The following is a 26492-nucleotide window of genomic DNA, read 5'->3' as shown; positions in this document are numbered from 1 at the left end:
TTATTTTGCACCTGAGCTTCAAAATGTTGGCATGATTACAGACGCCACTTGGGACGACATTGACAACGATAATGACATAGATTTGGTGGTAGCTGGAGAGTGGATGGGTATAACCGTTTTTGAAAACCAAGGAAACAGATTTGCCACATCTGAGAAATATAAATCCCTCTCAGAGACTACTGGCTGGTGGAATAAGATACTCATAGTAGATATCGATAATGATGGTGACAAAGATATAGTTGCAGGAAATTTAGGTTTAAATTCTAAGCATAAAGCCTCCAAAGAATATCCACTAGGCCTTTACTCTAACGACTACGACGGTAATGGTGTCATTGACCCTATTTTAACCACTTTCTATGATGGCAAAGAAGTTCCCGTAAGAGGAAGAATGGCATTTATTCAGCAAATGCCAACCATTGGAAATAAACTCACCACCTTTAAAGGCTTTGCATCAAAAAATATCCAAGAATTACTGGGTGAAGGTTTTAAGAACAGTAGGAGTTTTAAAGCTTCGGAGCTAAGGTCAGGCATCTTTATAAACGACGGAAAAATGAACTATAATTTTCAGGCGTTTACACCTCAAATTCAGACCTCTGTAATTAACAGCATCCTATATGAAGATTTTGATGGTGATGGTTTTAGTGATTTACTGATGGCCGGAAATAATTACCCCTGCGAAAATGAAACCACAAGAATGGATGCCGGAAATGGATACCTCCTCTTAGGAAATGGAAAAGGAAAATTCACTTTTTCGCAAAATCATAAAAATGGATTTTGGGCACAAAAAGATGTAAGAAAAATGGCCTTGATCCATTCAAACGGAACCTCAGGTGTATTGGTTGGAAACAATAATGACGTTTTGCAGCAATTTAAATTTAAATAATCCGTCTTCTGACATCTTAGATAATCCTAAAAAGATTCAACCCGGTTTATGCATTGGAGAACTGTAACGAGTTACTAAAGTGTAATAATTCAAATATTTAAACGAGATTAGCATAGCGTTTACCCTGATCTAATGTCGAAGGGCTATGGTGATTGGGTTTAAATGGGTTTACGAACTGATTTGAAGCAATTTAGTTACGGCCCCGAAAGCTATCGGGAGATTTTCTAATACATAAAGCGGGTTCAAGCACTCTACCTAGCTGACCTAATCATTTTATGAAAGATAAAAGCCATCCCAGTAAAACTGAGATGACTTATTTTATGTAAACATATACGACAACAGAATATGTTTACTGCATTTGCATTCCTTCCATAGATGATGCGTTTCCTTTTTTCTTAAACATATTAGCATCCATTTGACCAAACCTGAAAGAGAAGTTTAATTTGATTTGCTGTGGATTATTCAATCTATAATAGGTCTGCGAAAAACCATCACCACTTGATACTTGAGTATTTCCTCTGGTACGGAAAATGTCATTGGCAGATAATGTCAAAGAAGCCACATCGTTTTTCATAAAGCTCTTTTTGATGGCAACATCTACACCGTAGAATGGCTCAATATAACCTTGAGAAGAACTTTGAGCAGTGCTAGGAGGCCCAAAGCTTTGTCCCTGAGAAACTGGAAGGTTAGTTTTTCCTTGATAGTCTCCAGAAAGCTGAATCACCCATTTGTTTTTCAAACTAAAGTTGTTGTTAATCTTACCGAAAGTAGTCCATAAAGCATCCTGAGAAGAATTATTCTCAATATTCTCCGTGTTGATTCTAGAGTTATAGAAGTTCACATTCGCTGTGAAATCCCACCATTTTTGAATCTTATTGGTATAAGTTATCTCTGCACCATAGTTTTCGCTAGAGTTAGCATTTACATAAGTATTAATCAAATCAAGGTTTCCACTAATTGGGTTTATTTCTTGGCTTAAATATCTAGTAATTAAATTGTTGGTGTGCTTATAGTAAATAGAGGTAAGAAAAGTACCTGTACCTTTTGACTTACTGTAAGACAGCTCCGTAGAGGTCGTAAACTCAGGAACCAAGTCTGCATTTCCTTGCGTGATGTTTAGGCTATCGCTGTAATCAATGAAAGGAATTATCTGGAAGAAGTTTGGTCTGTTAACTCTTCTGGTTACGCTAAATTGTAACTGATCTGTAGGACTAAGGTCTTTGCTTAAAAATAAAGATGGAAATAAGCTAACAGGATAATCATTGCTGAATTTTTCACCCGTGTTTAACAAGTCTCCATTATAGGCGGAGCTTTCTGCTCTTACCCCAGCTTTATAAGAAAACACTGTTCCTACTTTTCCGCTTAGAGAAACATAGGCGGCATACACATTATTAGTACTTTCATAATTTGTAGAGGCAGAGGCTATTGGTGAAAAGACATCAGAACCAATGGCTTTAAGCGTATTGTCATTGATGTTTTCTAGTGTGTTTATTTGAGCTCTCACCCCTAACTCAATGTTGCCATTGTTTTTTAACGGCTTTACATAATCTGTTTGGAAGGTCATGAAACCATTGTTTCCGTTTCCTAAGTTTTTCTGAATTTGAACGCCAGTTATTTGATTAGCATCGCCCAAGTAATTGGTGGTATAAGTACCATTGTTTCCGTTTGTTCCACCGAAATAGTTAAGGTCCATAGTCAGTTCTTCACCTGCGGTAGGGAAACTATGTCTGAATCCTAGTTGCAAACCCTTTGGTTGAAACTGTCTTGTAGAACTAGAAAGTCTGTTGCTTAGACTTGAGACATTTCCCACAGTATTTGTAATTAGGATGTTCTCTTCAGGGCTAAACTTTCCGCCACCTATCACGCCACCTAAAGAAACTGACGTTCTGTTTGAGATAAAATAGTCCAAACCTATCCTTCCGAAACCTAGCAATCCTGTAGTTTCACTAACAATGTCTTGATACGTATTAGCCGAAATGCCTTCAATCATACTACTACGCTCGCTATAGCCATCCACATTCTTATTAATCCTCATTCCCATACCCATCACAGATAAGTTAACCTTACCCTGTCTTACATTGAAATTACCCATCACATTGCTTCCACCGTAGTTATCAGCACCAAGATTAAACATGCCATTATATCCACTCTTCTTGTTTTTCTTAAGCACAATATTCAGGATACCTGCCATACTTCCAGAGGCATCATATTTAGCTGAAGGATTAGTTATAATTTCCACTTTTTCAATAGCATCTGCTGGAATTTGACTCAAGGTCAATGTAGTAGGTCTTCCATCGATAAATAAGGTAGGTGAAGCGTTTCTAAGCTTAACGTTTCCGTCAATGTCAACCTGCAAAGAAGGTACATTTCTCATCACGTCCACAGCGGTACCACCAGCGGTAACAATGTTTTTATCTACGTTGAAAATTTTCTTGTCAATGTCCATCTCGAGTAAAGCCTTTTGAGCTGTTACCGTTACGGCATCTAAAACTTGGGTATCGTTTTCTAAAACCAAGTTTCCTAAATCCTTTTCAAAGGCTGCCATCATTTTGGCTATCATGGCTGGGTCTGGCTTTTGACCAGGTTTCATACCCGACATATCTGGTTTGTTAAATATTATTGGGAAATCAGTAGTAGCAAAACCTACTGAACTTACTTTAAGGCTGATTTTTGAAAAAGCCGGTAATTCTGAGAAATCAAAGTCTCCATTCATTTCAGAAGTTTGGGCTTTCACAACTATTTCTTTCGGAGATTGTGTAGTGCTATCTAGCACGCTTTTCATGATAATAACCGTGGCAAATTCCACTGGCTTTCCATCGTTGTCAATGACTTTTCCGAAGACATGCCCTTTGTTTGGATCTTGTCTATTTCCTCCAGGTAACTGAGCTAAGGCCGAGAAACCTATGAGTGTGGTTAAGAATAATGTTAGTAAATTTTTCATTTGTATATGTTTTTCTGTTGTCTTGGTTTGGCGAAATTTCAAGTGCGTCGCTAAATCCATGTGACAAAGGAATACCCTTAAGGAGGCTGTTTACAAATGAAAAAGTGGGAGTGTATACGGATACACAAAAAGTGTATACCGATGAAATTGGGTTTTGAGGGAAATGGTTAAAAAGAGCCTAATAATTTCCCTCTAGTTGTCACCAACTATCACTAGAAAGCAAATATAAATAAGTGGTTTTGATGCTAATTACATAGTTGGAAGACTATCAATATATTTCTTTCCAACAGGGATCTCTACAGCTCCTAAAGTCAGTTTTGAAAGATTTACTCCTGTTATTTTTGAGGAATTGACTATGAAAGAATTATGGATTCTGACGAAATCAGTTTCTGGCAATTTTTTCTCCATGCCTTTCAGATTGCTTCTAGTGAGTAGTGGATACACCCTACTTTCCAAATATATTTTAACATAGTCTTTTAAGCCTTCTATATAGATTATTTCGTTAAAGAAGAGCTTTACTTTTTTGTATTCACAAGTCACTACAATATAATTTTCTTCTTCAGAAGATTGCTCAGCAGTTTTGAGCTTTATGAGATTAACTACTTTTTCAATAGCCGCACCGAGTCGTTCTTTTCTGATTGGTTTGAGAAGGTAGTCTACCGCGTTTAACTCAAAACCTTCTACTGCGTATTGATGATAAGCTGTGGTGAAAATGACTAATGGTGGATTCTCTAAATCTCTTATAAAATTAGTGCCGAGAATTTCAGGCATCTGAATATCAGAAAAAATTAAGTCTACTTTTTCATTTTTAAGATAATCTGCCACGCCCACAGGGCTTGAGTATTTCTCACAAACTTCAATATCATTAAAACCAAGAAGGTCGTCTTCCAGAATATCTAGGGCAAAAGGCTCATCGTCAATAAGTATGCATTTAATCTTCATGGAGCTGAAGTTTCATGATGACTTCAAAATACTCGGAGTCATTATTTATAGCCAATTCATACCTATTTGGGTATAAAAGCTCCAATCGTCTTTTGATATTAACAAGACCGATACCTTCGTTTGACAAATTACTGGATGTGACCAATATTTTGTTTCTAGAAGAGAAAGTCAGCATGTCACTCGATGTCGATATTTCAAATTGAATCTCGGGTTCATTCTTACTATCAATGCCATATTTAAAGGCATTTTCTACAAAATGGATAAAAAGTAAAGGCTGAATGGCAACAGAACCGAGATTTTGTTGAACAATAAACTCAACTTTGCCTTTTTTAGGCAATCTCAACTTCTGAAGTTCTATATAATTATTAAGATGCTCTATTTCATGAGAAACATCTACTTTGCTATCACCTACTTCGTAAATGATATATCTAAGTATCTCCGACAATTTAAGGATGGCTTCTTCTGAAAAATCAGACTTTTTACGCACCAACCAACGAATATTATTCAAAGTGTTGAACAAAAAGTGAGGACTAATTTGAAGCTTTAGCATACTCAACTCCGCGGCAGTTTTTTCTAGCTCAGTGAGTTGATTAATTTCTTTTTGCCTTCTCCGCTCATTAAACAAATACAGCATGGTGCTAGTGAGAATATCAATAGAATACAGCAGTGTAGGCCAAAGCACAATGGGTATCCACATCCAGTTTTCACTTCTCTCACTTGCCGTTTTCTTACTTTGGTTTTCTATAAACTCTGGGCTGTTGACAATAAAATGTTGAAACGAATAATAATTAAGAGTCACATAGATTAACAAGCCCATAAATATAATTAGAACGAAAAGCCAGTTACGGTTTTTTGCCAAGTATTTAGTACCTAAATACTTGAGATTGAAATAAAAGAGAAGCATCAAATACAGGGTAGAGATTCCCTGCATCATTAAAAATCCCTTATTGGCAGTAGCCCATTTTTCGGGTTCGTAAAGGAAGTTTACATATGGCAAAAGAAACAAAACAGCCCAAACGATGCTATGCGTTATGATAGACCTTGTGTTTCGCTTTTCCTGAAAATCAATTGTTTTTAATGCCATTTTGCTTTATCTGATGTGCTGAAGTACGGTATTTATTAGCAATATAAGTAGAATGCCCCTAAAGTTTAGTTCAGGGGCATTCGCTCTCTATGTGATGAAATAGCATTTTAAAAGTCAGGAATTCTACTTAAAAAATTCCTTCTCTAACAGTTCTTTCTCGGTATAAAGTGCACCATCTTTCGGCTTGTCTTCTCTTAGTTTTTTAATCTCTTCAGCAGAAATTCGCTTCAAATCTTTTGCAAAAGCATTTTGCAAATAATGGGTAATATCAACAATGTCTTGGTCTGAGATATCGGTATTATTTGAAAGTGCAGGCATGTCATTGTTTAACTCATAAAGCTTTCCATTAACATGAAGAGGACCACTTATTCCATGCAATATAACAGAAGCTAAGCGATGTATAGAACCATCTATATATTCTGATTCTTTTAAGGGTGGAGCTAGCCCAGCTATACCAGAGCCATCTGGCCCATGACATGCACCACAAATAGTTCTAAAAAGTTTCAGCCCGTTGGTACGGCCATCATCTTTCCCAGTCTCCCTTACAAATATGGAATTCATTTCGTTTTTTTCTTTGTTCGCTAAGGTTCTTTCAAGATTCATAGTCAGAAACTTATTGGTCTTGTGCTCTTTAAGGAAAAGCTCCTCTTGTCCTTCCAAACTACTAATTACGGCTTCTTGGATAGTCATGTTCTCCATATACCTTTCGGATATTTTAGCCAGAACAGGCTGAAAGATTGCCGGAGATAGCTTTACCCAAGGATTCAATGAAACACTTAGGTATAAGTCTGAGATAGGGTCGGCACTTGACAATACTTTGGAACTCACCGTCGTCATCTGTTGAATATTACCTTGCGAGGCAAAAGGCTCCATTAATCTCAAGATGTGAGCAATGGTCTCGGGATTCTTAGTTTGATTTAAAACCTGGACTAAATAATCAAACGAAAGTAAATTTAAACCTTCAAGTGTATAAAGAGCATGAACAGCGGTGCCAAACTCATTATCAACCGTAGCAACGTTCATCAAGTCCTTTTTAACAGATTTCTTATTATAGGTAATAAGTAATTGTTGGGCACGGTCTCTTGTCCAACCGTTGGAACTACTTAATAATGGCACCAACTCTTTTGGAGATAGCTTACCTAAATTACCAATGGCACTAGGTTTACGCTCCTTATGTGTCACTTTTAATATTCGTCCAGCATTTTGAAGCGTGTCCAGTTTCCGCTCTGATAATAATTCCGTCAAATACTGTGAAATAAAGGCTTTATGCTGAATAATACCACGATGCATATCTACGATGTACATGGCACCTTCAGGACCATTGAAAAGGTTAACAGGTCTAAAACCTTCATCCGTAGACGCTATAAATTCCTTATCATCCCATGCCTGCTGAGCCGTGGTTTTGATACTACTAAAGTTTAGAATATTTCTTTTGATAAGGTTTGCCTCTGGAACACAAACGAAGACATTTTGATTATAATCTTTTGGGAAGATATCACCTCTATAAACCACTGGGCCACAAGAAGCCGTTACGTTTCTAAGAATTCCGTTTTGGTCCAAAACACCATCTTGGTAACCTCTATTTACAGCCGTGGCATGTAAGGGATATACCCTTTGGTTTCTAGTCAAAACCTGATTTATAGAAGCCGTAGGTTTATAATATTGATTTCTGATAAGGGTATTTGGCAGTACATAGTCTCCTTGAAGTTGGGTAGAATTATTGTTAAAATATAAACGACCAAAATTGTCTTTAGTAATTCCCCACTGCCCTCTATAAGAACTCGGCTCTTTTAGCCATTTCCCATTCAATAAGCGGTATCTGAAATTAGTATTGGCATTATAAATCCAGTTGTCAATGTTCATCATCAATCCATTTGGTTGATGCTCTACGTTTCCGCCATCGGCGTAAAGAGGGTCAACAAGGGTTCTTTTACCTGGCTTGTCATTTTTTATTTTGACAAAATAGAGAGCGGGACCATCGGTGTATAGAAGCCCGCCGTAGGCATGGGCAATAGCTCTTGGGAGTACTAGCCCTTCTAAAAAGACCTTGGAGTGGTCTACGCGGCCATCATTATCTAAGTCTTCTAAAATAGTAATACGACCGTTTGGCTCCTCCTCTCCTATTCCTTCTAGGTTAGGCATATAACCAATCATTTCTACTACCCAGATTCTACCTTGATCATCAAAATCCATAGTGACTGGAGCAGAAAAATGTGGTTCAGAAGCCACAAGACTTAACTCAAAACCTTCCTCTACTTTATACGAATCTAAAGAGATTTCGGGTTCGTCAAAAAGGAAATTGGCAGTGAAAGAAAAGGCAACAAGGGAAAATAAAAGAAGTAAGAGATACTTACTTGATTTTAGAGATATCATAGAGTCTTTGGGCGTTTTTACGTTATACTTCACAAATATAAACGCCATTTCTGACTCTTATTTCATTTTTTGTGTCAATCCTTCATTAATATATGTCATAATGACAAATATTAAGTTTTAAGATATGAATAATGCAGGTTTATTCTCATTTCAACACCTCCAACATAAGTTTACCCATTATAGCGTAGGCTTTCATCGTTGGGTGAACGCCGTCTTGTGCTAAATCGGGGTCCATGCCATTGCCCGCATTTTTTAGTGGTGTATGGTAATCTACATATTTAAGACCTCTGGTTTTTGCCAGGGCTTTTAAGCGGGTGTTTAATTTTAAGATTTCATCCGATTTGTCACCTAAGCCTAGTCTCCACTCAAACTTGGTAGCAGGAAGTACGGAGGCTAAAACTACTTCTATTCCATTTTTTTGAGCAATATCAATCATGGATTCAATATTGCCGATGGTTAAATCCTGACTATAAGGCCCTGTGTTTTCTGCCACGTCATTGGTGCCTATATGAATAAGTACTTTTTCAGGTTTAAGGTCAATCACATCTTGTCTAAAACGAATAAGCAGCTGGGTAGATGTTTGTGCTGAAATACCTCGGCCTATGAAGTTGTTTTTTTGAAAGAAACTAGAATCCAGGCTGTACCATGCATCAGTGATGGAGTCTCCTATGAGTACTGCTTTTATCTTTTTGCCTTTGTCTTTTTTATTGGCTGCAGCATATCTCTGAATACCACCCATGTCATTTTTCAATTTGTTTCCATCTTCTTTATTTCCCTGAGCTATTTCCCACTGGCCGTAAATTTTTTCATACTTGCTTGGTCTTATTTTATCTCTAAGTCCTTGCGTCCAAAGCCAATCTCCAAATCTTTCGTACCAAGTATCTAATGGTAGTTTTTGCTGACGCATGCCAAAACCATGACCACCTTTTTCGTAAATATGTAATTCCGCAGGTTGACCCGCTTCATACCATTTTTCATAAATAAAAATACTCATTGGCATCATACCCAGTTGGTCATCGCCTGCTACGGTAATAAAGATGGGCGTTTTGGCGGCTGGCATTTCAGAGCCAAGCACGGCAGGTTGGTAAGCATAAATGGGTGCTAAGAAGTTAGGTTTGCCGCTTTGAGGAGCTGAATAAGCTACAGACATGGCCAAAGTACCTCCAGCCGAAAAGCCCATGAATCCAATTTTCTTTGGGTCAATTTCCATTTCTGAAGCATGTTCTCTGACGTATTCCATGGCTTTTATTCCGTCTTGCGTAGCCTGTTTTACATACGGGGCATTTTCTGCATCTAATGTTTTAGAATCGCCCATTTTAGACATCAATTCTTTTACAGGGTCTTCTGTAAAACTAGGTGCTACTCTGTATTTTAAAACAAAAGCCGCTATACCTATACTGTTAAGGTATTTTGCTACATCTATACCTTCACTATTAATACTTAATGTATGAAAAGCCCCGCCTGGGGCTATAATTACAGCCGTACCGGTAGTCAAATGTTTTGGAGGTAAATAGGCTATTAAGCTAGGCTCGGTTACATTATAAATAACTTCGGTATTAAACATGTTTTGGATAGAAACCTGCTCTTTCCATGTAGCGTTTTCCGAACCCGGTGCCACACCGTCGTAAAGTTTAATTATATCTTGAGCATAGAGCGATTGTAGAGAAAGAAAGAGTAACAGACCAGAAAGTAATTTCATTTGATAAGGGAGAATTTAAATTTGTTACCAATTTAGACTTTTAAACGCTCACCAATTAAATTAGACCGCCAGTTTTTCTAGAACTTTAAGTGTTATACCTCAGGGTTTCACTGACTACTAGCTATATTTTCCGCTAATAAAGCTATGTTTATTCTACTACGAAATCAACACCTACAAAAGCCTTCCCCCATCTACGGTAATGATATTTCCTGTTGAAAACGTTAACTGTGTTGCCACTGAAAACACCGCATTGGCGACATCTTCTCCCTGAGCAAATCGCTCAAGTGGCGTGTTCTCAATTTGATTTTGAAGAAATTTAGGGTCAAAACTTTTAGTATATTCTCCTTCAACAAAACCCGGAGAAACGGAAACCACACGAATTTTAGGAGCTAATGCTCTAGCCAAAGAACGTGTCATAGAATCCACAGCTGCTTTAGATGCACAGTAGGCTACATTACTGCCTATCCCATAAATACCAGCTATTGAAGAAATATTCACAATCAACGAGGTTTCAGTATCCGCTGACTTTACCAATAAGTCTTTCATGGCACGTACCATGGCAAAGCCTCCTCTAAAGTTAGTCTGCATGATTTTGTCAATCCACTCGTCGCCAAGTCCTTCCAAATCGTCATGAGGTACAGGAATGGTTATGCCAGCATTATTAACCAGCACGTCTAGTCTACCAAATTTTTCTACTATAAAATCTCTTAACGCATTTACCTTTTCTTGATTGGTATTGGGTGCATGAAAAACACTATGGTTGTCACCAGGCAAGGCTACTTTTACCGTTTCCGCTTTTGCGGCATTGGTATTATAGGTGATGATTACGGCATAGCCATTCTCTGCAAACTTTTTACTAATCGCCGAACCAATTTCTCCTGCTCCTCCTGTTACTAATACCGTTTTCATTTCCAATTTATTTGATTCCTATTCATCGCACTTCCAAAGCATATACATCTACCATTGACTTTTTCCCAATATTATTACCAGTCTCATATGGTCTCAACTAACTTAAAATGTTCTGCATTAGGAGCACTATTAAAAAATGGAGATAAAACCGCTCGCCATTCTTGAAATAAAGGAGACTCTCTGAAGCCAATAGTGTGGTCTTCTAAAGTCTCCCACTGTATCAAGGCTAAGTATTTTGTAGGTGATTCTATGCAATTTTGAAATTCAACAGAAACAAAGCCTTTTGATTGTGATATTACGGCTTTTGCCTTAGGTAATATAGCCTCAAAAGATGCAAGCTGTTCTTCTTTAATATCCAATGTGGCGATTTCTAATATCATAATCTTATTTCAGTGTTCAAGGTTTGTTTTAAACAATTTTTTATGGCACAAATTTAAGTTATTCATTCTGTACTTCATCAATCCTAACAATGCATTTTCCAGTTCCAATGAATGACAAAGACCAAAAACCTTAAATAAATAAAACCTCTTTTAAACCTTCTCAAATTCATCTGTAGGAGGTCGAAACGCCACCATGCTTTTTTTACAGAACCTATTCAAGTTTGTAATAAACCACGATTTAATGATACATTTTCACTAACTTTAAACTAGTAATTATCCATTGGAATTCATCATCAACAACGTATATGACAAATTGGAGTTTAAGATACAGCCGCCATTCACGTTCTTGATTTTATTTCCAAGGCTCTTAGTGTTTCTCAGATGTCATTATGTAGCATTTTTGCCGTCAAAAGTTGAGCACCTTCAAGCGAGATTGAGCCCATTAGCTTCAGGACAAAGAACTATCGAAACATGTAAGCCCTCGGCATAAGCGAGAACCTATGCCAATATTCATTAACAAATCATAATTTTAAAACAGGGTGAAAAAAGTACCAGTAATATCAGCAGCCGAAGCTGCAGCACTAGTTAAAAATGGAGACATATTATTAGGTGGAGGTTTTGGCATGACTGGTAATCCTGTTAATATCCTTCACGAACTAGCCAAGACTAAAACCAAGGATTTAACCTTTATCGGTAATAATGTTGGCGAAAAAGGAATTGGAGGAGGAAGATTGTTGAATAATGGCCAGTTGAAAAAAATGATTGGCTCCTTTTTTACTGGTAATCCTGAGGCGGTAGCCGCAGCCCAAAATGGAGAAGTAGATTATGAACTAATTCCTCAAGGGACGCTGGCAGAAGCTATTCGTGCAGGAGGTGCAGGCATTGGTGGGTTTTATACCCCTACCGCTGCCGGAACTATCATAGCCAAAGGACATGAGACTAAAATAATAGATGGCGTTGAGCAGGTGTTTATAAAAGGAATTCGCGGTAATGTTGCTATCATTAGAGCCTGGAAAGCCGATACAGCGGGTAATCTACAGTATCGAATGACAGAGCAAAATTTCAATAAAGCTATGGCTACAGCCGCCGATTTAGTGATAGCCGAAGTACAAGAAATAGTACCTGAAGGCGATTTAGACCCGAATACTATTCATACTCCTGGCTGTTTTGTAGATTATTTGGTGGTAAGAAAATTGTCAATTGATGATTTAGGCTCTTCTGCTACGGCAAAAGGAGCTAAAAAAGTGAATGAACGCCGTTTGAATATGGCTAAAAGAGCATTTGCTGAATTGAGTAAAGGTGATGTGGTTAATCTAGGAATCGGGATTCCAACTTTAGTGGCTGATTTTATTAAGCCTGAAGATGGCATTATTCTTCATACTGAAAATGGTATGTTAGGCGTAGGACCTGAACCAGAAGATGGCGGAGGAGCTATGGATTACCCTGTGAATGCAGGTAAAATACCAATAACTGCTTTGCCAGGAGCGAGCTATTTCGACAGTGCTGATAGCTTTGCCATGATTCGTGGAAAACATATCGACGTAGCGATTATGGGAGGTTTAGAAATCGATGAAAATGGAAACTTAGCCAATTGGACGGTGCCCGGAAAGCCACTTCTAGGTGTAGGAGGAGCTATGGATTTAGCCTCAGGAGCTAAGAAACTAATCATCACATTAAATCATACAGATAGAGAAGGAAACTCCAAAATAGTACCGGAGTGTACTTTACCGCTAACCGCATCAAAATGCATAGACGTTTGTATTACAGAACTGGCCGTTTTTAAATACATAGATGGCAAATTAACCTTGGTGGAGATCATGCCAGGAAGTTCAATAGAAGAAGTAAGGGCAAAGACAGCAGCCAAATTTTCGGAGGCATTAAATTGAGTTTGATGACATTAGCAAAATGATTGACAGCCCTTGGCTGATGGTCAATTTACTGCTATATATCATTTGATATGCCCGTGAAGTTAAAATAATTCAAGCCTTTGTAAGCTCTGTCGTAATAGTTGTAGAAACTAAAATGGGAATGAGTTCTGTGGATACCTCTTTAAAAAACAGAGAAAAGTTATGATTGACTTTAAGCCAAAAGGTCTGACTTAATTTAATGTTCCTTAGAATTAGAACCATCTAAAAGCGTAGTAACGGCATGGGATATTTGAACGATTAGCAATTGTATGCATTTGATTTGGATTCATCAAAAACAAGTCGCCTACCTTTCCATCATATTTTTGACCATCTATTGTCATTTCTGCTTCTCCCTCAATCATCAGAATCATTTCAGCGTCTTTATGCGAATGGGCTTGATGACTAGGTCCTTTCTCATTAAGCAAGGTAACGTGCATTTCAAACTCCTCGCACATCGCAGTAGGTCTTCTCATATAATCTACCCTACCTCCTTTTGTAGTCGGCTTAAACTCTAGCTTCCCTGAATCGATGAAAAGTGCTCCACCAGCGGTATTACTCCTTTCTATATCCATTTCCTTTTCCGCCTTAAACATCATGACATAATATGTTAAAGAACCATCTCCCACATTTTCGAGGGATTGCTCCACCAGGGGCGGAATAAGAATAACACTACCTGCCGGAAGAATTCTACTCTCTCCGTCCATAGTCATCTTCATAAGTCCTTCTTTGACAAAAAGCACTTCTTCAATTTCGCTTTGCGTATGCGGTGCTGCAGGTTTTGCACCTTTTTCTTGCGTAGTGGCATGCATTTCTAAGAAAGAAAAATATGGAGCAGTACCCTCCATAATTTTCCTTCCCACCCTCTGTTTTCCCTCTTTAACTGGTAACTCATCCCATCTGTAAACCCCAGATTTCACTTGACTCATTTGTGCGTTACCCATAAAACAAACAATGCTAAAAAGAACAGAAAGTTTAATGCCTTTCATTTTAATTACTTCAATAGATAAGTTGGAATATAAAATCCCGTCAATCGACTGTTTCGGCTAATTTCTGAGGCCGCCCGAAACAATTTAACGACGTTGAAAAGTACTACTTTATTTGACAATATTTACATTTGTGAGATTTAAACTATTATTTAAAAGACGGAATGTCATTTTTTATAGAAAAATGATAGTGATATCTCTATAAAGATACCTATTTTGGACATGCAAATTTTAGAAAATCGATACCATGCTCATCAAAGAATTAATTAAGCACTTAGAGGAAATAGCTCCCTTGTCTTACCAAGAATCTTATGATAATTCGGGATTAATAGTGGGTAATAACAACCTGGAGATTAACAACGTGCTTGTCAGTCTTGACTGCGTGGAATCTGTTATAGATGAAGCCATCGAGAAAAACTGCAATTTAGTAATCGCTCATCATCCGATAATCTTCAAAGGATTAAAGAAAATTACAGGAAAAAACTACATAGAAAGAACCATCATTAAAGCCATAAAAAATGATATCGCTATTTATGCCAGTCATACCAATTTGGATAATATTTTTGGAGGTGTTAGCTTCAAAATAGCGGAGAAAATCGGTCTTAAAAATGTAAGCATCTTAAGCCCGAAAAAAGACCTTTTGATGAAACTCACAGTTTTTGTACCAAAAGACAATACTGGTCAACTTTTAGATGCACTTTACGCTGCAGGAGCTGGAGACATCGGCAATTATTCTAACTGTAGTTTTAGAACTATTGGAAAGGGAACATTTAAGGCCAACGAACTGGCAGACCCCACCATTGGAAAAGTAGGCACTTATGAGGAAGTGGAAGAAAGTAGAATTGAAGTCATTTTTCCTTTTTATAGGAAGCAGGCCGTGTTGGCAGCAATGCGTAGCGGACACATTTATGAAGAAGTAGCCTACTATCTCCATGAACTTGAAAATGACTTTCATATGGTAGGTTCAGGGGCTGTAGGTATTTTAGAGAATCCGATGGAACCCAATGCCTTTTTTAAATCACTAAAAGAACGGATGTCCCTTTCTGTGATTAAATATACAGATTTATGTGCTTCGCAAATTCAAAAAGTAGCGGTTTGCGGAGGATCTGGCGGCTTCCTTTTGAATGATGCCATCAAAGCAGAGGCCGATATATTTATTACCTCAGATTATAAGTACCATGAGTACTTCGATGCCGATAATAAAATAATCATTGCGGACATTGGCCATTATGAAAGCGAACAGTTTACAAAAGAATTAATTAGAGATGTTATATTGAAAAAAATCACTAATTTTGCGACCTATTTATCGGAGGTGAAAACCAACCCGGTAAATTATTTTTATTAAGTACCTTAAGGTTTAACACGCCTTGATATAAAAACTTTAATCAAAGTTTATGGAATTAACGATAGCAGATAAATTAGATTCGCTTGTAAAGCTTCAGGAGATAGATTCGAAATTAGATGTACTAAGAAAGCTTCGTGGAGACCTACCAGAAGAGGTGAAAGATTTGGAAGATGAGGTAATTGGTATTGAAAAGAGAGTCAGCAAATTTTCATCTGAGTTAGATGGTCTTACTGAAGAAATTGAACGTCATAAGCTAAATAAAAAAGATTCAGAGAAACTGATCATTAAGTACAAGGATCAGCAAATGAATGTTAGAAATAATCGTGAATTCGATGCTATTTCTAAGGAGCTTGAATTACAAGAACTAGAAATTCAACTTTCTGACAAAAGAATTAGAGAAGGCGAATTCAAGCAAAAATCTAAGCAACAAGAAATTGACGAGACTAAAGGCACTCTTAATACCAAGAAAGAAGTTCTTGAAATAAAGAAAAAAGAGCTAGACAAACTTGTCATTGAAAGTCAGGAAGAGGAAGAAAAATTATTAAAGCAAAGTGCTAAGCAAAGCAAGAAAGTAGAGGCTAGACTTTTAAATGCTTATAATAAAATAAGAGGAAGTGCTAAAAACGGCTTAGCAATTGTTACAGTTGATAGAGGTGCTTGTGGAGGATGCTTTAACGTGGTACCACCACAAAGACAAGCAGACATCATGGAGAAACTTAAAATCATCATTTGCGAGCATTGTGGAAGAATCTTAGCAGACGCAGATATCATTAAGGTACACAGAAAGAGAAAGTAATTTCAAATCGTGTACAAAAGAAAAAAGAGGCTTAGAGCCTCTTTTTTTATGCTTGATTTTTAAAATCAAGCTGGTTCTTCTATGACTATTTTCTCTGCTTTACCTAGATACAAGGCAAACATCACTATTAACAATCCAGTAAAAGTATACCACGTAAAAGGCTCTCCAAGTATAAAATAAGCATAAAAGAGGCCGAAGGGAGGGCACAGAAATAAAAAGAAAGACGCTCTTACGGTATCTTTTGACAGTAACCAAAGCCATATATAGGCTGCCCCTACGGAAATGGGGACACCTAACCAAAACATAGAATAGACCAATTCTTCGTTAAAAACATAGCTTCCGTCAAATGCAAAATATGTAAAAGGAAAGAGAAACAAAGCTCCAAAAAAGGACTGCCAAGCATTAATACTTAGCTTATCCATTTCCCATTCCACAGAACCAAAATATACCGCTGCACTAGAGTAGGACAGCGTACTACAAGCCAACAAAAACAATCCTCTATACGTCGCAGAACTGTCTAAAAGTAGCGGATAGACACATACGGCCACGCCAGTGATGCCAAATAAAAGACCTAAATATCCTTTTAATGGTATTTTCTTCTTGGCTATGAGTGCAGAAAGCACGCCAATCACTAATGGGTTTAAACCGACTTGCAAAGCTCCAATACCCGCGGCCACTTCATTAATGGCTACAACAAATAGACCTAGTGCCACCGTAACATTCAAAAAACCAAACAAGGCTAATTGTCCCCATTCCTTTCCTTTAGGGAAGCGTTTTCGTTGAATTAAGTAGACCAGAATAAGTAGGCAGATAGCCGCTAATGTAAACCTACCTTGATAAAGGACAAAGGGTTGGACAAACTTCAAACCCAGCTTTGCGGTTACTGAAGCTGAAGACCATACCAACGCAAATAGAACGCCAAAGAAATAAAACTTATTAGAGGAAGATTGCATCGTACAAAAGTGTTAAGTACTTCAAAAAAAAGCAACAGCTTAGAAACAAAAAAACTCGTAATCTTTAAAGACCACGAGTTCATTCTAATAAAAACCCCTTAAATCCTAAAGGTTAAAAGCAGCTTTTACTTTATCTACATAATCCAATTTCTCCCATGTAAACAATTCCACTTCTACTTCTGCCGTTTGACCCGCATTTTGGAAAACTTTAGTCACTGTTTTAGGCTCACGACCCATGTGACCATAGGCGGCGGTTTCGGAATAAATTGGGTTTCTAAGTTTTAATCTCTGCTCAATAGCATAAGGTCTTAAGTCAAATAACTTCTCTACCTCTCTCGCTATTTGTCCATCATTCAGCTTATTACCGTTAGCATCTTTAACAGTAGCAGTGCCATAAGTGTCCAGAAAGACACCACAAGGCTTCGCAACGCCGATGGCATAAGAAACCTGAACCAAAACCTCCTTAGCAACTCCAGCAGCTACTAAGTTCTTTGCAATATGACGTGTAGCATAGGCTGCAGATCTATCTACTTTAGAAGGATCTTTTCCAGAAAAAGCTCCTCCTCCATGTGCTCCTTTACCACCATAAGTATCCACAATGATTTTACGACCAGTTAGACCAGTATCTCCATGAGGTCCACCAATCACAAATTTCCCTGTTGGGTTGATATGATATAAAATATCATCGTTGAATAATTTCTGAAGACTTGGTTTTAATTTAGCCGTTACTCTCGGAATTACAACTTTAATAATGTCGTCCTTTATCTGCTTAAGCATGATTTCATCTTCCGCAAAATCATCATGCTGTGTTGATACTACTATGGTATCTATTCTTATAGGCTCGTTATCGTCAGAATATTCAATAGTAACCTGAGATTTAGCATCTGGTCTTAAATATTTTATGGCGTCGCTTTCTCGTCTAACATCTGCTAATTCCTGAAGAATTTTATGAGACAAATCTAGAGCCAAAGGCATATAATTATCAGTTTCGCTAGTCGCATAACCGAACATCATCCCTTGGTCACCAGCTCCCTGAGCATTTGCTTTATCCTCAAAATTATCAGAAGTTTTTCTGTCTACGCCCTGGTTAATATCGGAAGACTGCTCATGGATGGCAGAAATAACGCCACAAGAGTTACCCTCAAACATGTATTCCGCCTTCGTATAACCTATTTTATTAATAACCTGTCTTGCAATAGTTTGTACATCCAAATAGGTCTTTGTATTGACCTCGCCTGCCAAAACCACCTGCCCGGTAGTTACAAGCGTTTCACATGCTACTTTCGAATTTGGGTCAAAAGCCAAAAAGTGATCTATTAAAGCATCAGAAATTTGGTCTGCTACTTTATCTGGGTGTCCTTCTGAAACGGACTCGGATGTGAATAAATAAGGCATTAATATTTATTTTTTGATTGGAAAACTACCACTATCAATACAGTATTCGTTCCAAAAAGGTGCTAACCCTTTAAATGTTTTTTATCGACTTACTAACTGACCATGCAAAAATGCATATTATTTAGTAAAACTTAAAATCGAAGTTATATTTTCTTTCCCAAGCCACTAGAATAGATAATTTATCTAGACACAGAATCATTTGCAGATAATCTAACAATCCACTTCCACTCTTAAACTCAGCAATAAAACAAAGAAAGCAGCCCTAAGGCTGCTTTACAATAAAAAATATTTGTCCCGTAATGATTACACATTCACATGACGCTCAGAATGATAGCTAGAACGTACCAAAGGCCCAGATTCTACATATTTTAAGCCCATCTTAAGTCCCTCTTCCTTATAAAGAGCAAACATATCAGGATGAATAAATTCAATCACCTCATGATGCATTTTAGTAGGTTGAAGATATTGACCTAAAGTTAGGATATCACATCCATTTTCTACCAAATGTCCCATAGCCATTAAAACCTCCTCCTTTTTCTCTCCTAAACCCAGCATCATGCCAGTTTTGGTTCGCTTACCATATTCCTTGGTTCTTCTAATCTGTTCTAAGCTTCTTTCATATTTGGCCTGCGGCCTTACTGGTCTATAAAGCCTTTCAACAGTTTCCATATTATGAGAAACCACTTCCTGGCCACCAGAAATCATTTTATACAAAGCCTCCCAGTTTCCCTTTGTGTCTGGAATCAATGTTTCTATAGTGGTACTTGGAGATAATTCTTTTGTTTTTATAACCGTATCATACCATACCTGAGCTCCTTTGTCTTTTAGCTCATCTCTATTTACAGAAGTGATCACAGCATGCTTTACCCCCATAGTTTTAATGGCATCTGCCACTCTTTCTGGCTCAGCAGTATCATACTCTGTAGGTCTGCCTGTTGCCACCGCACAAAAGGTACAGCTTCTAGTACACACATTACCTAATATCATAAATGTAGCGGTACCCTCTCCCCAGCACTCACCCATATTTGGGCAGTTTCCAGATTGACAAATAGTATGAAGATTATTCTTATCTACTACTTCTCTTACTTTTTTATAATTTTCGCCTATCGGCAATTTCACACGCAACCAATCTGGTCTTTTAGCCCTTTTTGACTGCTCTACTGCTTCTACCATACACCTAAAAGTTTATTTCTTCTTTTTAAGTTTCTTACTTCCGAAGTACAAAGTTAGGTAAGCTGTAGCAAAGGCTTGGGGATTTGAAGAAAGTTTTGAGGAAATTATTTCAGGACGTCGTCCAAAAAACTCAAATGTAGTACCTAGCTCGAACCCCGTAATATTATCTCCAAAAGTGCTCATGTCAATATTAGCCGCAGCTTTGACATGAAAACCAGGGTTTAATTTTGCATTATTCAAGAAACCTTGCCATATACTAGCAGCCCCCGTTATTTGACTTAAATCTGTGTGAATGTCGGGATCGTATACCGTTACTATCTCTTGTTCTCTATTAGCTCTACCATATTTTATGTAATAAGGTTTTTCTATTCCTAAGGAAGGACCAGCAGCCAGAACCCCACTTAAACCAATACTCGTCTCCCCGTTTTTCTTAAAAAAATACCACTCTCTACCGTATTCCGGTCTTACCACAAAGAAATAGTTTGTTTTACCATATATAAACTTACTCCCTATGGACGTTGGATTTTGATATTCCTTGGGGTGCTTTATATTAACAAGCTCTAGAGCAATGTAACGATGAACCGGCAGATTGTTTTTCTGCGAAATGGGTGTTGAACTTCTAAAAATCAAACCGCCCAAAAGACCCGAATGTGTATTTGTGGTAACTCCATACCCAAAATATTTTGATTCATCCAACTCAGATTCTTCAGCAGCATCTGTTCGGCGTTGACCAAAAGATACTACATTCACCAAGCAAAGAAGTATGAAAATCTTAAAAGTAGCTTTCCCCATAGGTTTATTAGTAGGAAGTAAATATAGATTTTAAACCCAAAACCTCCTAAACAAAATATTTTTTCTAAGTTTAAACTCTGACCTATTAACGCACTGTGGCAACAAAAGATTTAAATTCTTGGCAATTTTATATTAATGAGTTCAAAGATTATCTAAAATTGGAACGCTCTTTGTCGGAAAACAGTATTCTGGCCTACGAAAGGGATGTTTTAAAACTGCTCAGCTACTCTCAAACTTCCACGCCACTATTGCTAAAAGAAGTGGAAATTTCAGACATAATAAATCAACTCAATGAAGTGGGACTTGCTCCTACTTCACAGAGTAGAATTCTGAGTGGTTGGAAAGCTTTTTATAAATTTTTACTCATGGAAGACCATCTACTAACGGATCCTACAGAGCTTATCGAAAGCCCAAAAACAAACAGAAAAATACCAGAGATTCTTCACTTTCATGAGATTGAAGGATTACTGTCGGCCATTGACCATTCTACGGATGAAGGGGTAAGAAACAGAGCCATTCTTGAAGTGTTGTATAGCTGTGGACTTAGGGTAACAGAACTTATTGAGCTAAACATCAGTAACTGTCACTTTGACGAGGGTTTTATCACCATTACGGGAAAAGGAAACAAAACCAGACTAGTGCCTATTGGCCTGGAGGCCATCAAGTATTGTAAGATTTATATGAAAGAAGCTCGGTTCAATTTAGATATTAAATCGGGGCACGAAGATTACCTCTTTCTAAACAGACGAGGTGCTAAGCTATCCCGAGTGATGATTTTCATTATCATAAAAGATCTAGCAGTACACAGCGGACTCCCCAAGAAAGTTTCACCACATACTTTTAGGCATAGTTTCGCCACGCACTTAATTGAAGGAGGTGCCGACTTAAGAGCTGTACAAGACATGCTAGGACATGTGAGCATCACCACAACGGAAATCTACACTCATTTAGATAGAGCTTATTTAAAACAAACTATGGAACAATTCCATCCAAGAGCCTAAGAAAAACAAACCTCTAAAAAATCTGTTGTTATTCCAGCACAACTTTCTGGGGCTTCTTTCATTCCCGCATGAGCTATATGCCCCAAAACAAGAACAAAGGGATTTCTTAGTAGTGGAATCTGCTCCATAGAATCCTCAAAACTTATAAACTTATCCTTTTTACCCACTACGAACAGCACAGGAAGCTTTAAAGATTTAAGCACCGCCGTTCTATCAAGTCTAATTTTCATGGCCATGGTGGCTTGTATTAAAGCTTCTTTTGGCAACTTCCTGTTTTCTTCTAACTGTTGACCAATATAAACTGCATTCTTTCGGACAAAATCTTCATTATACATATTAGGCAAGAAGCTATCAATGAATAGTTTTGAACCTCTTTTCCCTATAAATGCGGCTGTCTTATCTCTATTTAACTTTTTTTCTTCCGAATCTGCATATGCCGTTGAATGAAAAAGACCTAAACCTGCCAAATACGCCGGATGGTTTTCCGCATATGCTAAAGAGATATAACCACCCATAGAGTGGCCTATAAGCACAAAACGAGTCAAGCCCAATTGTTCTATTTCTGTATGCACCCATTGAGCATACTGATCTATAGTTTGACAAAAGGCTATTTTAGAGTAGTCCAGAAGAATAAAGTTATATTTCTGAGGTAATTGAGGCAAAAAGCTTTCCCATATATTCGGGTTTTCGCCAAAACCGTGAAGAAGTACTACATTCATTGTTTTTTCTTAAATGGGTTGTTGTTTTGACGCTTTCGTTTTTTGAAAAACTTTTTCATTCCAAAAAATAGGAATAAAATAGACGCCAAACCAAAAATAGCTGCCAAACTCTGCAAATGAACCAGAGAAAGGACTATAGCAATACCTAAGAAAAAACCTCCAATAGCAAAATTACTACCTACCTGTCTCCAGAATCTTTGCCTCTGCCTTTTCTTTTTTTGCTTTTCTTTTAATGTGGGCTTAGGCTTTGGTCCTAGTTTTTGTGGACTAAAAGTTGAAAACTTAGGGATTTTCACTTTCTCATCTTTCACCGCTACTTTAGGAAAGTGTTTCCCAACGGAAAGAATTTTAGCCACCACTCTCGGAACATCATGCTCTATTAGAACTTCCCTTTTGGGAGAAATTTCAGCAACTTCAAAATCTAGCGTTTTTTTCAATAATGGCTTTTTATAATCAGAAGAGTAGCCTTCATTTAAAAGTGCATAGTTAGGCCTACAGGCCGAAAACAATACCGAAATAATTACGAAATAGAAAATTTTAGGGGAGCACATATAAAAAAGCGTCAGACAAAATGATATTTCATCCAACGCTATTAATTAAGTTTTTGATATACTAAGCGACCAATTTCAATTCGTAATACGAAGATCTTTCGAATTTCTGCTTCGCATACTCTAATGTCAAGACAAACTTCTTCACATCCTTTTGTGATGGAAGTTCAAACATGGCATCTGTAAGTATAGCTTCACAGATAGAGCGAAGCCCACGAGCACCTAAATTGAAAATCACAGCTTGATCTACGATATAGTCTAAGGCATCGTCTTCTATCTCCAGCTTGATATCTTCCATATCAAACAACTTCCTGTATTGTTTCAACAATGAGTTCTTAGGTTCTACGAGAATTTTCTTTAAAGTTTCTTTATCCAAAGGATTTAGATAAGTTAATAACGGCAATCTTCCTATTAGCTCAGGAATTAAACCAAAAGACTTCAAATCTTGCTGCGTCACAAAACGAAGCATATTCTCTTTATCCCAGACTGAATCTCGCTTTTTATCCGTTGAAAAACCGATTGGCTGCTTATTTATACGTTTTGAGATATGTCTTTCAATACCATCAAAAGCACCTCCACAGATAAAAAGAATATTTTCTGTATTTATCTGCTCCATTTTTTGTTCCGGATGCTTTCTGCCACCCTGAGGAGGCACACTTACTATAGAACCTTCCAAAAGTTTTAAAAGTCCTTGTTGAACACCTTCTCCACTAACATCTCTCGTAATAGAAGGGTTATCAGATTTTCTAGAAATCTTATCTAACTCATCTATGTAAACGATGCCTCTTTCTGCCAGTTCAATATTATAATCTGCGGCCTGTAGCAACCTACTCAAAATACTCTCTACATCTTCTCCTACATAACCTGCTTCTGTCAAAACAGTGGCATCAGCTATTGCGAAAGGAACTTGAAGCATTTTAGAAATGGTCTTAGCCAAAAAAGTTTTACCTGTACCCGTCTCTCCTACCATGATAATGTTTGATTTTTCAATCATCACATCATCCTTGACTTTGGGCTGCATTAATCTTTTATAATGATTATACACCGCCACGCTTAAAACTTTCTTTGCTTCGTCCTGACCTATGATATAATCATCTAGATACTCCTTTAATTCCTTAGGAGGTCTTAGGTCAAACTTAGGTAAGCCTTCCTTCTTCTTCTTTTTTTTCTTATCTCCTTCAAAGGTATTAACGCCAAAAAGTTCTTGTTGAACCAAGTCGTTTCCTTGTACAATACAATGGTTGCAAATGTGACCATCTGTACCTGAAAGAAGTAAATCTACCTCATTTTTTTTGCGACCGCAAAAAGAGCAAAAGGCCTCTTTATATGCCATTTAGAATATTTATTTTTATACAAAAGTACAATTTTCCATGTACTTAAAAAGAATGAACAACTCAAACAATGAACTCGATAGCTATTGGATTCAAGCAAATTTCATTTTTCAAACATGCTTGAATCCAAATCGAAACTCATTTATTAGTCTCTGTAAAGCACCTCGTCTATTAAACCGTATTCCTTAGCAATTTCAGCTTTCATCCAATGATCTCTATCAGAATCCTTCTCAATTTGCTCAAAGGTTTTACCCGTATGCTGAGCTAGAATATCGTATAATTCTTTTCTCAATTCAATAATCTGCTTTACAGAAATTTCCATATCACTAGACTGCCCTTGAGCTCCACCGCTAGGTTGGTGAATCATAACTCTTGCATGAGGTAATGCCGATCTTTTTCCTGCAGCACCACCAGCCAGTAAGACCGCTCCCATAGAAGCAGCCAAAGAAGTACAGATAGTTGCCACCTCTGGTCTTACGTACTGCATGGTATCATACATTCCTAATCCAGCATAAACAGAACCTCCAGGACTATTGATGTACATCAATATATCCTTCTTAGCATCTACAGATTCCAAAAACAACAACTGAGCCACTACTATATTTGCTATTTGATCGTCTATGGCTGTACCTAAGAAGATAATCCTATCCATAATCAATCTTGAAAAAACGTCAATGGCAGCAAACCTCATTGGACGTTCCTCAATAATATTTGCAGTCATGTTATTCACATTATGCTTTAGGTAATCGTCAACTGTATTACCACTTAGGCCTCTATGGTGGACCGCATATTTTCTAAATTCTTCTCCGAAATGCATATTTTTATTTTTTAGCTTTTGTCCTATATCAAAATTAAACAAAAAAGTATTGCTGGTGGTTCGCCTATTAAAAAAGCCGAAACATGATGTCTCGGCTTTTCTAAAGAAATTAGCAATGTTATTAGGCTACAGCATCATACTTAGCTTTAGCTATATCATTAAACTCTTCAACTTTAACAGTTTTGTTCTCAATAGTAACCTTATCTCTTGCAAAAGCAACAACCGCCTTACCAAAAGCTTTGTTATAATAGTTTCTGAACGCTCCGTCTTTATTTTCTTCCAATTGCTTCTTAGCCATCTGCTCTACAAATTCATCCATTCCACCATATCCTTGGTTTCCGAAGTAGTTTCTAATTTCAGATTTCACCTCTTCTAAAACGTCAGCATACTCAATCTTGATTTCGTTTTTCTCCGCTATTTCTGCTTTAATCAAATCCAATCTAAGGCCTCTTGCAAATGCATCGTAATCCGTATCAATTTGCTCTTCCGTAAACTTACCTTCATTAGCTTGGAATAACCACTTCTTTAAGAAAGCGTCTGGCAAATCTATTTTAATAGATTCATGAAGCGTTTTCTCAATATCAAAATCTAAAAGATAAGCAGACTCTCTATCGTAATTTTCTTTGATAATATCTGCCAAGCCCTTTCTGAATTCTTCTTCGTTAGAAGCTTTACCTTCTCCTAAAGTTTTATCAAAAAGCTCTTGGTTTACTTCTGCTGGAGCCATTCTAGAGATTTTATTAACCTCATATTCAAAAGTACCATTTAAAGCAGCAGCTTCTTCGTCAGACTTACCAGTGGCAAATCCTAAATCTTTATCTGTTTCAAAAAGGGTTTGAACATCAAAACTTACTTTCGAACCTTTCTCTAAACCTAGAAACAGTTTCTGAACATCCTCTCTCAGTTTATCCGTAGGAATTCCAGAAGGAGCTTCAAACTCCGTCTCAGCTTGACTTAAAGTTCCGAAAAGCAAATCACCAATCTGGGACTCCTCTGCCTCAGAATCTACACCATTTCTTTTTCTAACATCTTCAATCGCCTGATTCACTTGGTCCTCAGCAGGCTCGATATCATACGTTTCTATGGCAGGAAGTTTATCCAACGCCACTTCAAAATCAGAAGCCAAACCCACTTCATATTCAAAAGTATAATCAGTCTGGCTATCCCAGTCAATATCATAAGCCTCATTATCTGGAATAGGATCTCCTACTACTTTTAATTTATTGTCTTTGATATAATTATTAACACCTTCACTTACTTTATTGATAACGGTATCTACCAAGACACTCTTACCATATAGTTTTTTGACGTAGCCAATAGGCACATGACCAGGTCTAAAACCTTTAACATTGGCTGTTTTCGCGTACTCTTTAAGTTTTTTGTCTACCTCAGGTTTGTAATCCGCCTCAGCAATTACAATTTTCAAGCGAGCATCGGTAGCTGAAGATTTATCAAATGTTGTTTCCATCAAAGGAGATAATTTTTGGAAGATTAAAAATAAAAAAACCCTCTAGCCGAATT

The 26492-nt window shown here is 37.4% G+C and carries 22 protein-coding genes; 5 read left to right on the top strand and 17 right to left on the bottom strand.

Annotated features, from left to right (window positions below; all coding sequences use genetic code 11):
- On the top strand, window positions 1-883 hold an 883-nt coding region (locus tag ACTBZY_RS01845; RefSeq protein WP_463044620.1), incomplete at its 5' end, for an FG-GAP repeat domain-containing protein.
- 349 nt (window positions 884-1232) lie between these two features.
- On the opposite strand, the gene ACTBZY_RS01840 is transcribed toward ACTBZY_RS01845, so the two are convergent.
- From ACTBZY_RS01840 to ACTBZY_RS01810, 7 genes are all read right to left on the bottom strand, one after another.
- Window positions 1233-3824: a TonB-dependent receptor domain-containing protein gene (locus ACTBZY_RS01840; protein WP_463044619.1), complete on the bottom strand. Its 2592-nt coding sequence runs from the start codon at window positions 3822-3824 to the stop codon at window positions 1233-1235.
- Window positions 3825-4073: 249 nt separating this feature from the next.
- On the bottom strand, window positions 4074-4766 hold the full coding sequence (locus tag ACTBZY_RS01835) for a LytR/AlgR family response regulator transcription factor (RefSeq protein WP_463044618.1): 693 nt from the start codon (window positions 4764-4766) through the stop codon (window positions 4074-4076).
- Window positions 4756-5850: a sensor histidine kinase gene (locus ACTBZY_RS01830; RefSeq protein ID WP_463044617.1), complete on the bottom strand. Its 1095-nt coding sequence runs from the start codon at window positions 5848-5850 to the stop codon at window positions 4756-4758. The genes ACTBZY_RS01835 and ACTBZY_RS01830 overlap by 11 nt, the downstream gene beginning before the upstream one ends.
- 123 nt (window positions 5851-5973) lie before the next feature.
- Window positions 5974-8271, bottom strand: coding sequence for a DUF7133 domain-containing protein (locus ACTBZY_RS01825; protein ID WP_463044616.1), 2298 nt, complete (start codon window positions 8269-8271; stop codon window positions 5974-5976).
- Window positions 8272-8368: 97 nt separating this feature from the next.
- A complete protein-coding gene (locus tag ACTBZY_RS01820) occupies window positions 8369-9922 on the bottom strand; it encodes a GDSL-type esterase/lipase family protein (RefSeq protein ID WP_463044615.1) in 1554 nt (517 codons plus the stop codon).
- 171 nt (window positions 9923-10093) lie between these two features.
- The gene (locus ACTBZY_RS01815) at window positions 10094-10831 is read right to left on the bottom strand and encodes an SDR family NAD(P)-dependent oxidoreductase (RefSeq protein ID WP_463044614.1); all 738 of its coding nucleotides are present in this window, start codon (window positions 10829-10831) and stop codon (window positions 10094-10096) included.
- Window positions 10832-10914: 83 nt separating this feature from the next.
- Window positions 10915-11211 (bottom strand): antibiotic biosynthesis monooxygenase family protein, encoded by a 297-nt coding sequence (locus ACTBZY_RS01810; protein WP_463044613.1) that lies wholly within the window; start codon window positions 11209-11211, stop codon window positions 10915-10917.
- A 539-nt stretch (window positions 11212-11750) separates the two neighbouring features.
- On the opposite strand from ACTBZY_RS01810, the gene ACTBZY_RS01805 reads away from it, so the two are divergent.
- Window positions 11751-13097, top strand: a complete 1347-nt coding sequence (locus tag ACTBZY_RS01805) for a 3-oxoacid CoA-transferase (protein ID WP_463044612.1) — start codon at window positions 11751-11753, stop codon at window positions 13095-13097.
- A 233-nt stretch (window positions 13098-13330) separates the two neighbouring features.
- On the opposite strand, the gene ACTBZY_RS01800 is transcribed toward ACTBZY_RS01805, so the two are convergent.
- Window positions 13331-14104 carry a cupin domain-containing protein gene (locus tag ACTBZY_RS01800; protein ID WP_463044611.1) on the bottom strand — a complete coding sequence of 258 codons (774 nt, stop codon included), beginning with the start codon at window positions 14102-14104 and terminating at the stop codon, window positions 13331-13333.
- Between the two features lie 244 nt (window positions 14105-14348).
- Between ACTBZY_RS01800 and ACTBZY_RS01795 the strand changes: the two genes are divergently transcribed.
- Both ACTBZY_RS01795 and ACTBZY_RS01790 read left to right on the top strand, forming a co-directional pair.
- Window positions 14349-15446: a Nif3-like dinuclear metal center hexameric protein gene (locus ACTBZY_RS01795; protein ID WP_463044610.1), complete on the top strand. Its 1098-nt coding sequence runs from the start codon at window positions 14349-14351 to the stop codon at window positions 15444-15446.
- Between the two features lie 49 nt (window positions 15447-15495).
- Entirely contained in the window at window positions 15496-16242 is a 747-nt protein-coding gene (locus tag ACTBZY_RS01790; RefSeq protein ID WP_463044609.1) for a zinc ribbon domain-containing protein, read from the top strand.
- Between the two features lie 65 nt (window positions 16243-16307).
- On the opposite strand, the gene ACTBZY_RS01785 is transcribed toward ACTBZY_RS01790, so the two are convergent.
- From ACTBZY_RS01785 to ACTBZY_RS01770, 4 genes are all read right to left on the bottom strand, one after another.
- Complete coding sequence (locus ACTBZY_RS01785) at window positions 16308-17195, bottom strand: DMT family transporter (RefSeq protein WP_463044608.1); 888 nt, start codon at window positions 17193-17195, stop codon at window positions 16308-16310.
- 105 nt (window positions 17196-17300) lie between these two features.
- Window positions 17301-18590: a methionine adenosyltransferase gene (gene metK, locus ACTBZY_RS01780; RefSeq protein ID WP_463044607.1), complete on the bottom strand. Its 1290-nt coding sequence runs from the start codon at window positions 18588-18590 to the stop codon at window positions 17301-17303.
- Between the two features lie 303 nt (window positions 18591-18893).
- The gene (gene lipA / locus ACTBZY_RS01775) at window positions 18894-19763 is read right to left on the bottom strand and encodes a lipoyl synthase (RefSeq protein ID WP_463044606.1); all 870 of its coding nucleotides are present in this window, start codon (window positions 19761-19763) and stop codon (window positions 18894-18896) included.
- Between the two features lie 12 nt (window positions 19764-19775).
- On the bottom strand, window positions 19776-20555 hold the full coding sequence (locus tag ACTBZY_RS01770) for a hypothetical protein (RefSeq protein WP_463044605.1): 780 nt from the start codon (window positions 20553-20555) through the stop codon (window positions 19776-19778).
- Between the two features lie 95 nt (window positions 20556-20650).
- On the opposite strand from ACTBZY_RS01770, the gene xerD reads away from it, so the two are divergent.
- Window positions 20651-21556, top strand: a complete 906-nt coding sequence (xerD, locus tag ACTBZY_RS01765) for a site-specific tyrosine recombinase XerD (protein WP_463044604.1) — start codon at window positions 20651-20653, stop codon at window positions 21554-21556.
- On the opposite strand, the gene ACTBZY_RS01760 is transcribed toward xerD, so the two are convergent.
- The 5 genes from ACTBZY_RS01760 to ACTBZY_RS01740 form a co-directional block, all read right to left on the bottom strand.
- Window positions 21553-22275: an alpha/beta fold hydrolase gene (locus ACTBZY_RS01760; RefSeq protein WP_463044603.1), complete on the bottom strand. Its 723-nt coding sequence runs from the start codon at window positions 22273-22275 to the stop codon at window positions 21553-21555. The two genes, xerD and ACTBZY_RS01760, sit on opposite strands and share 4 nt — an antisense overlap.
- The gene (locus ACTBZY_RS01755) at window positions 22272-22712 is read right to left on the bottom strand and encodes a hypothetical protein (protein ID WP_463044602.1); all 441 of its coding nucleotides are present in this window, start codon (window positions 22710-22712) and stop codon (window positions 22272-22274) included. The genes ACTBZY_RS01760 and ACTBZY_RS01755 overlap by 4 nt, the downstream gene beginning before the upstream one ends.
- Window positions 22713-22887: 175 nt before the next feature.
- A complete protein-coding gene (clpX, locus tag ACTBZY_RS01750; RefSeq protein WP_463044601.1) occupies window positions 22888-24156 on the bottom strand; it encodes an ATP-dependent Clp protease ATP-binding subunit ClpX in 1269 nt (422 codons plus the stop codon).
- A gap of 143 nt (window positions 24157-24299) precedes the next feature.
- The gene (locus tag ACTBZY_RS01745) at window positions 24300-24971 is read right to left on the bottom strand and encodes an ATP-dependent Clp protease proteolytic subunit (RefSeq protein ID WP_463044600.1); all 672 of its coding nucleotides are present in this window, start codon (window positions 24969-24971) and stop codon (window positions 24300-24302) included.
- Between the two features lie 121 nt (window positions 24972-25092).
- The gene (locus ACTBZY_RS01740; protein ID WP_463044599.1) at window positions 25093-26439 is read right to left on the bottom strand and encodes a trigger factor; all 1347 of its coding nucleotides are present in this window, start codon (window positions 26437-26439) and stop codon (window positions 25093-25095) included.
- Window positions 26440-26492 lie beyond the last annotated feature (53 nt).

This window comes from Arcticibacterium sp. (genome assembly GCF_055134445.1).
Note: the sequence above shows the minus strand (reverse complement) of the source record. Positions and strands in the feature narration are given on the sequence as shown.

Excerpts from the sequence above, each read along its gene's own strand:
- ACTBZY_RS01745 (WP_463044600.1), bottom strand. The coding sequence starts at position 24,971 with ATGCATTTCGGAGAAGAATTTAGAAAATATGCGGTCCACCATAGAGGC.
- ACTBZY_RS01790 (WP_463044609.1), top strand. The coding sequence starts at position 15,496 with ATGGAATTAACGATAGCAGATAAATTAGATTCGCTTGTAAAGCTTCAG.
- ACTBZY_RS01760 (WP_463044603.1), bottom strand. The coding sequence starts at position 22,275 with ATGAATGTAGTACTTCTTCACGGTTTTGGCGAAAACCCGAATATATGG.
- ACTBZY_RS01770 (WP_463044605.1), bottom strand. The coding sequence starts at position 20,555 with ATGGGGAAAGCTACTTTTAAGATTTTCATACTTCTTTGCTTGGTGAAT.
- ACTBZY_RS01815 (WP_463044614.1), bottom strand. The coding sequence starts at position 10,831 with ATGAAAACGGTATTAGTAACAGGAGGAGCAGGAGAAATTGGTTCGGCG.
- ACTBZY_RS01740 (WP_463044599.1), bottom strand. The coding sequence starts at position 26,439 with ATGGAAACAACATTTGATAAATCTTCAGCTACCGATGCTCGCTTGAAA.
- ACTBZY_RS01820 (WP_463044615.1), bottom strand. The coding sequence starts at position 9,922 with ATGAAATTACTTTCTGGTCTGTTACTCTTTCTTTCTCTACAATCGCTC.
- ACTBZY_RS01810 (WP_463044613.1), bottom strand. The coding sequence starts at position 11,211 with ATGATATTAGAAATCGCCACATTGGATATTAAAGAAGAACAGCTTGCA.
- metK (WP_463044607.1), bottom strand. The coding sequence starts at position 18,590 with ATGCCTTATTTATTCACATCCGAGTCCGTTTCAGAAGGACACCCAGAT.
- ACTBZY_RS01825 (WP_463044616.1), bottom strand. The coding sequence starts at position 8,271 with ATGGCGTTTATATTTGTGAAGTATAACGTAAAAACGCCCAAAGACTCT.
- ACTBZY_RS01830 (WP_463044617.1), bottom strand. The coding sequence starts at position 5,850 with ATGGCATTAAAAACAATTGATTTTCAGGAAAAGCGAAACACAAGGTCT.
- ACTBZY_RS01785 (WP_463044608.1), bottom strand. The coding sequence starts at position 17,195 with ATGCAATCTTCCTCTAATAAGTTTTATTTCTTTGGCGTTCTATTTGCG.
- ACTBZY_RS01795 (WP_463044610.1), top strand. The coding sequence starts at position 14,349 with ATGCTCATCAAAGAATTAATTAAGCACTTAGAGGAAATAGCTCCCTTG.
- clpX (WP_463044601.1), bottom strand. The coding sequence starts at position 24,156 with ATGGCATATAAAGAGGCCTTTTGCTCTTTTTGCGGTCGCAAAAAAAAT.
- lipA (WP_463044606.1), bottom strand. The coding sequence starts at position 19,763 with ATGGTAGAAGCAGTAGAGCAGTCAAAAAGGGCTAAAAGACCAGATTGG.
- ACTBZY_RS01840 (WP_463044619.1), bottom strand. The coding sequence starts at position 3,824 with ATGAAAAATTTACTAACATTATTCTTAACCACACTCATAGGTTTCTCG.
- ACTBZY_RS01800 (WP_463044611.1), bottom strand. The coding sequence starts at position 14,104 with ATGAAAGGCATTAAACTTTCTGTTCTTTTTAGCATTGTTTGTTTTATG.
- ACTBZY_RS01835 (WP_463044618.1), bottom strand. The coding sequence starts at position 4,766 with ATGAAGATTAAATGCATACTTATTGACGATGAGCCTTTTGCCCTAGAT.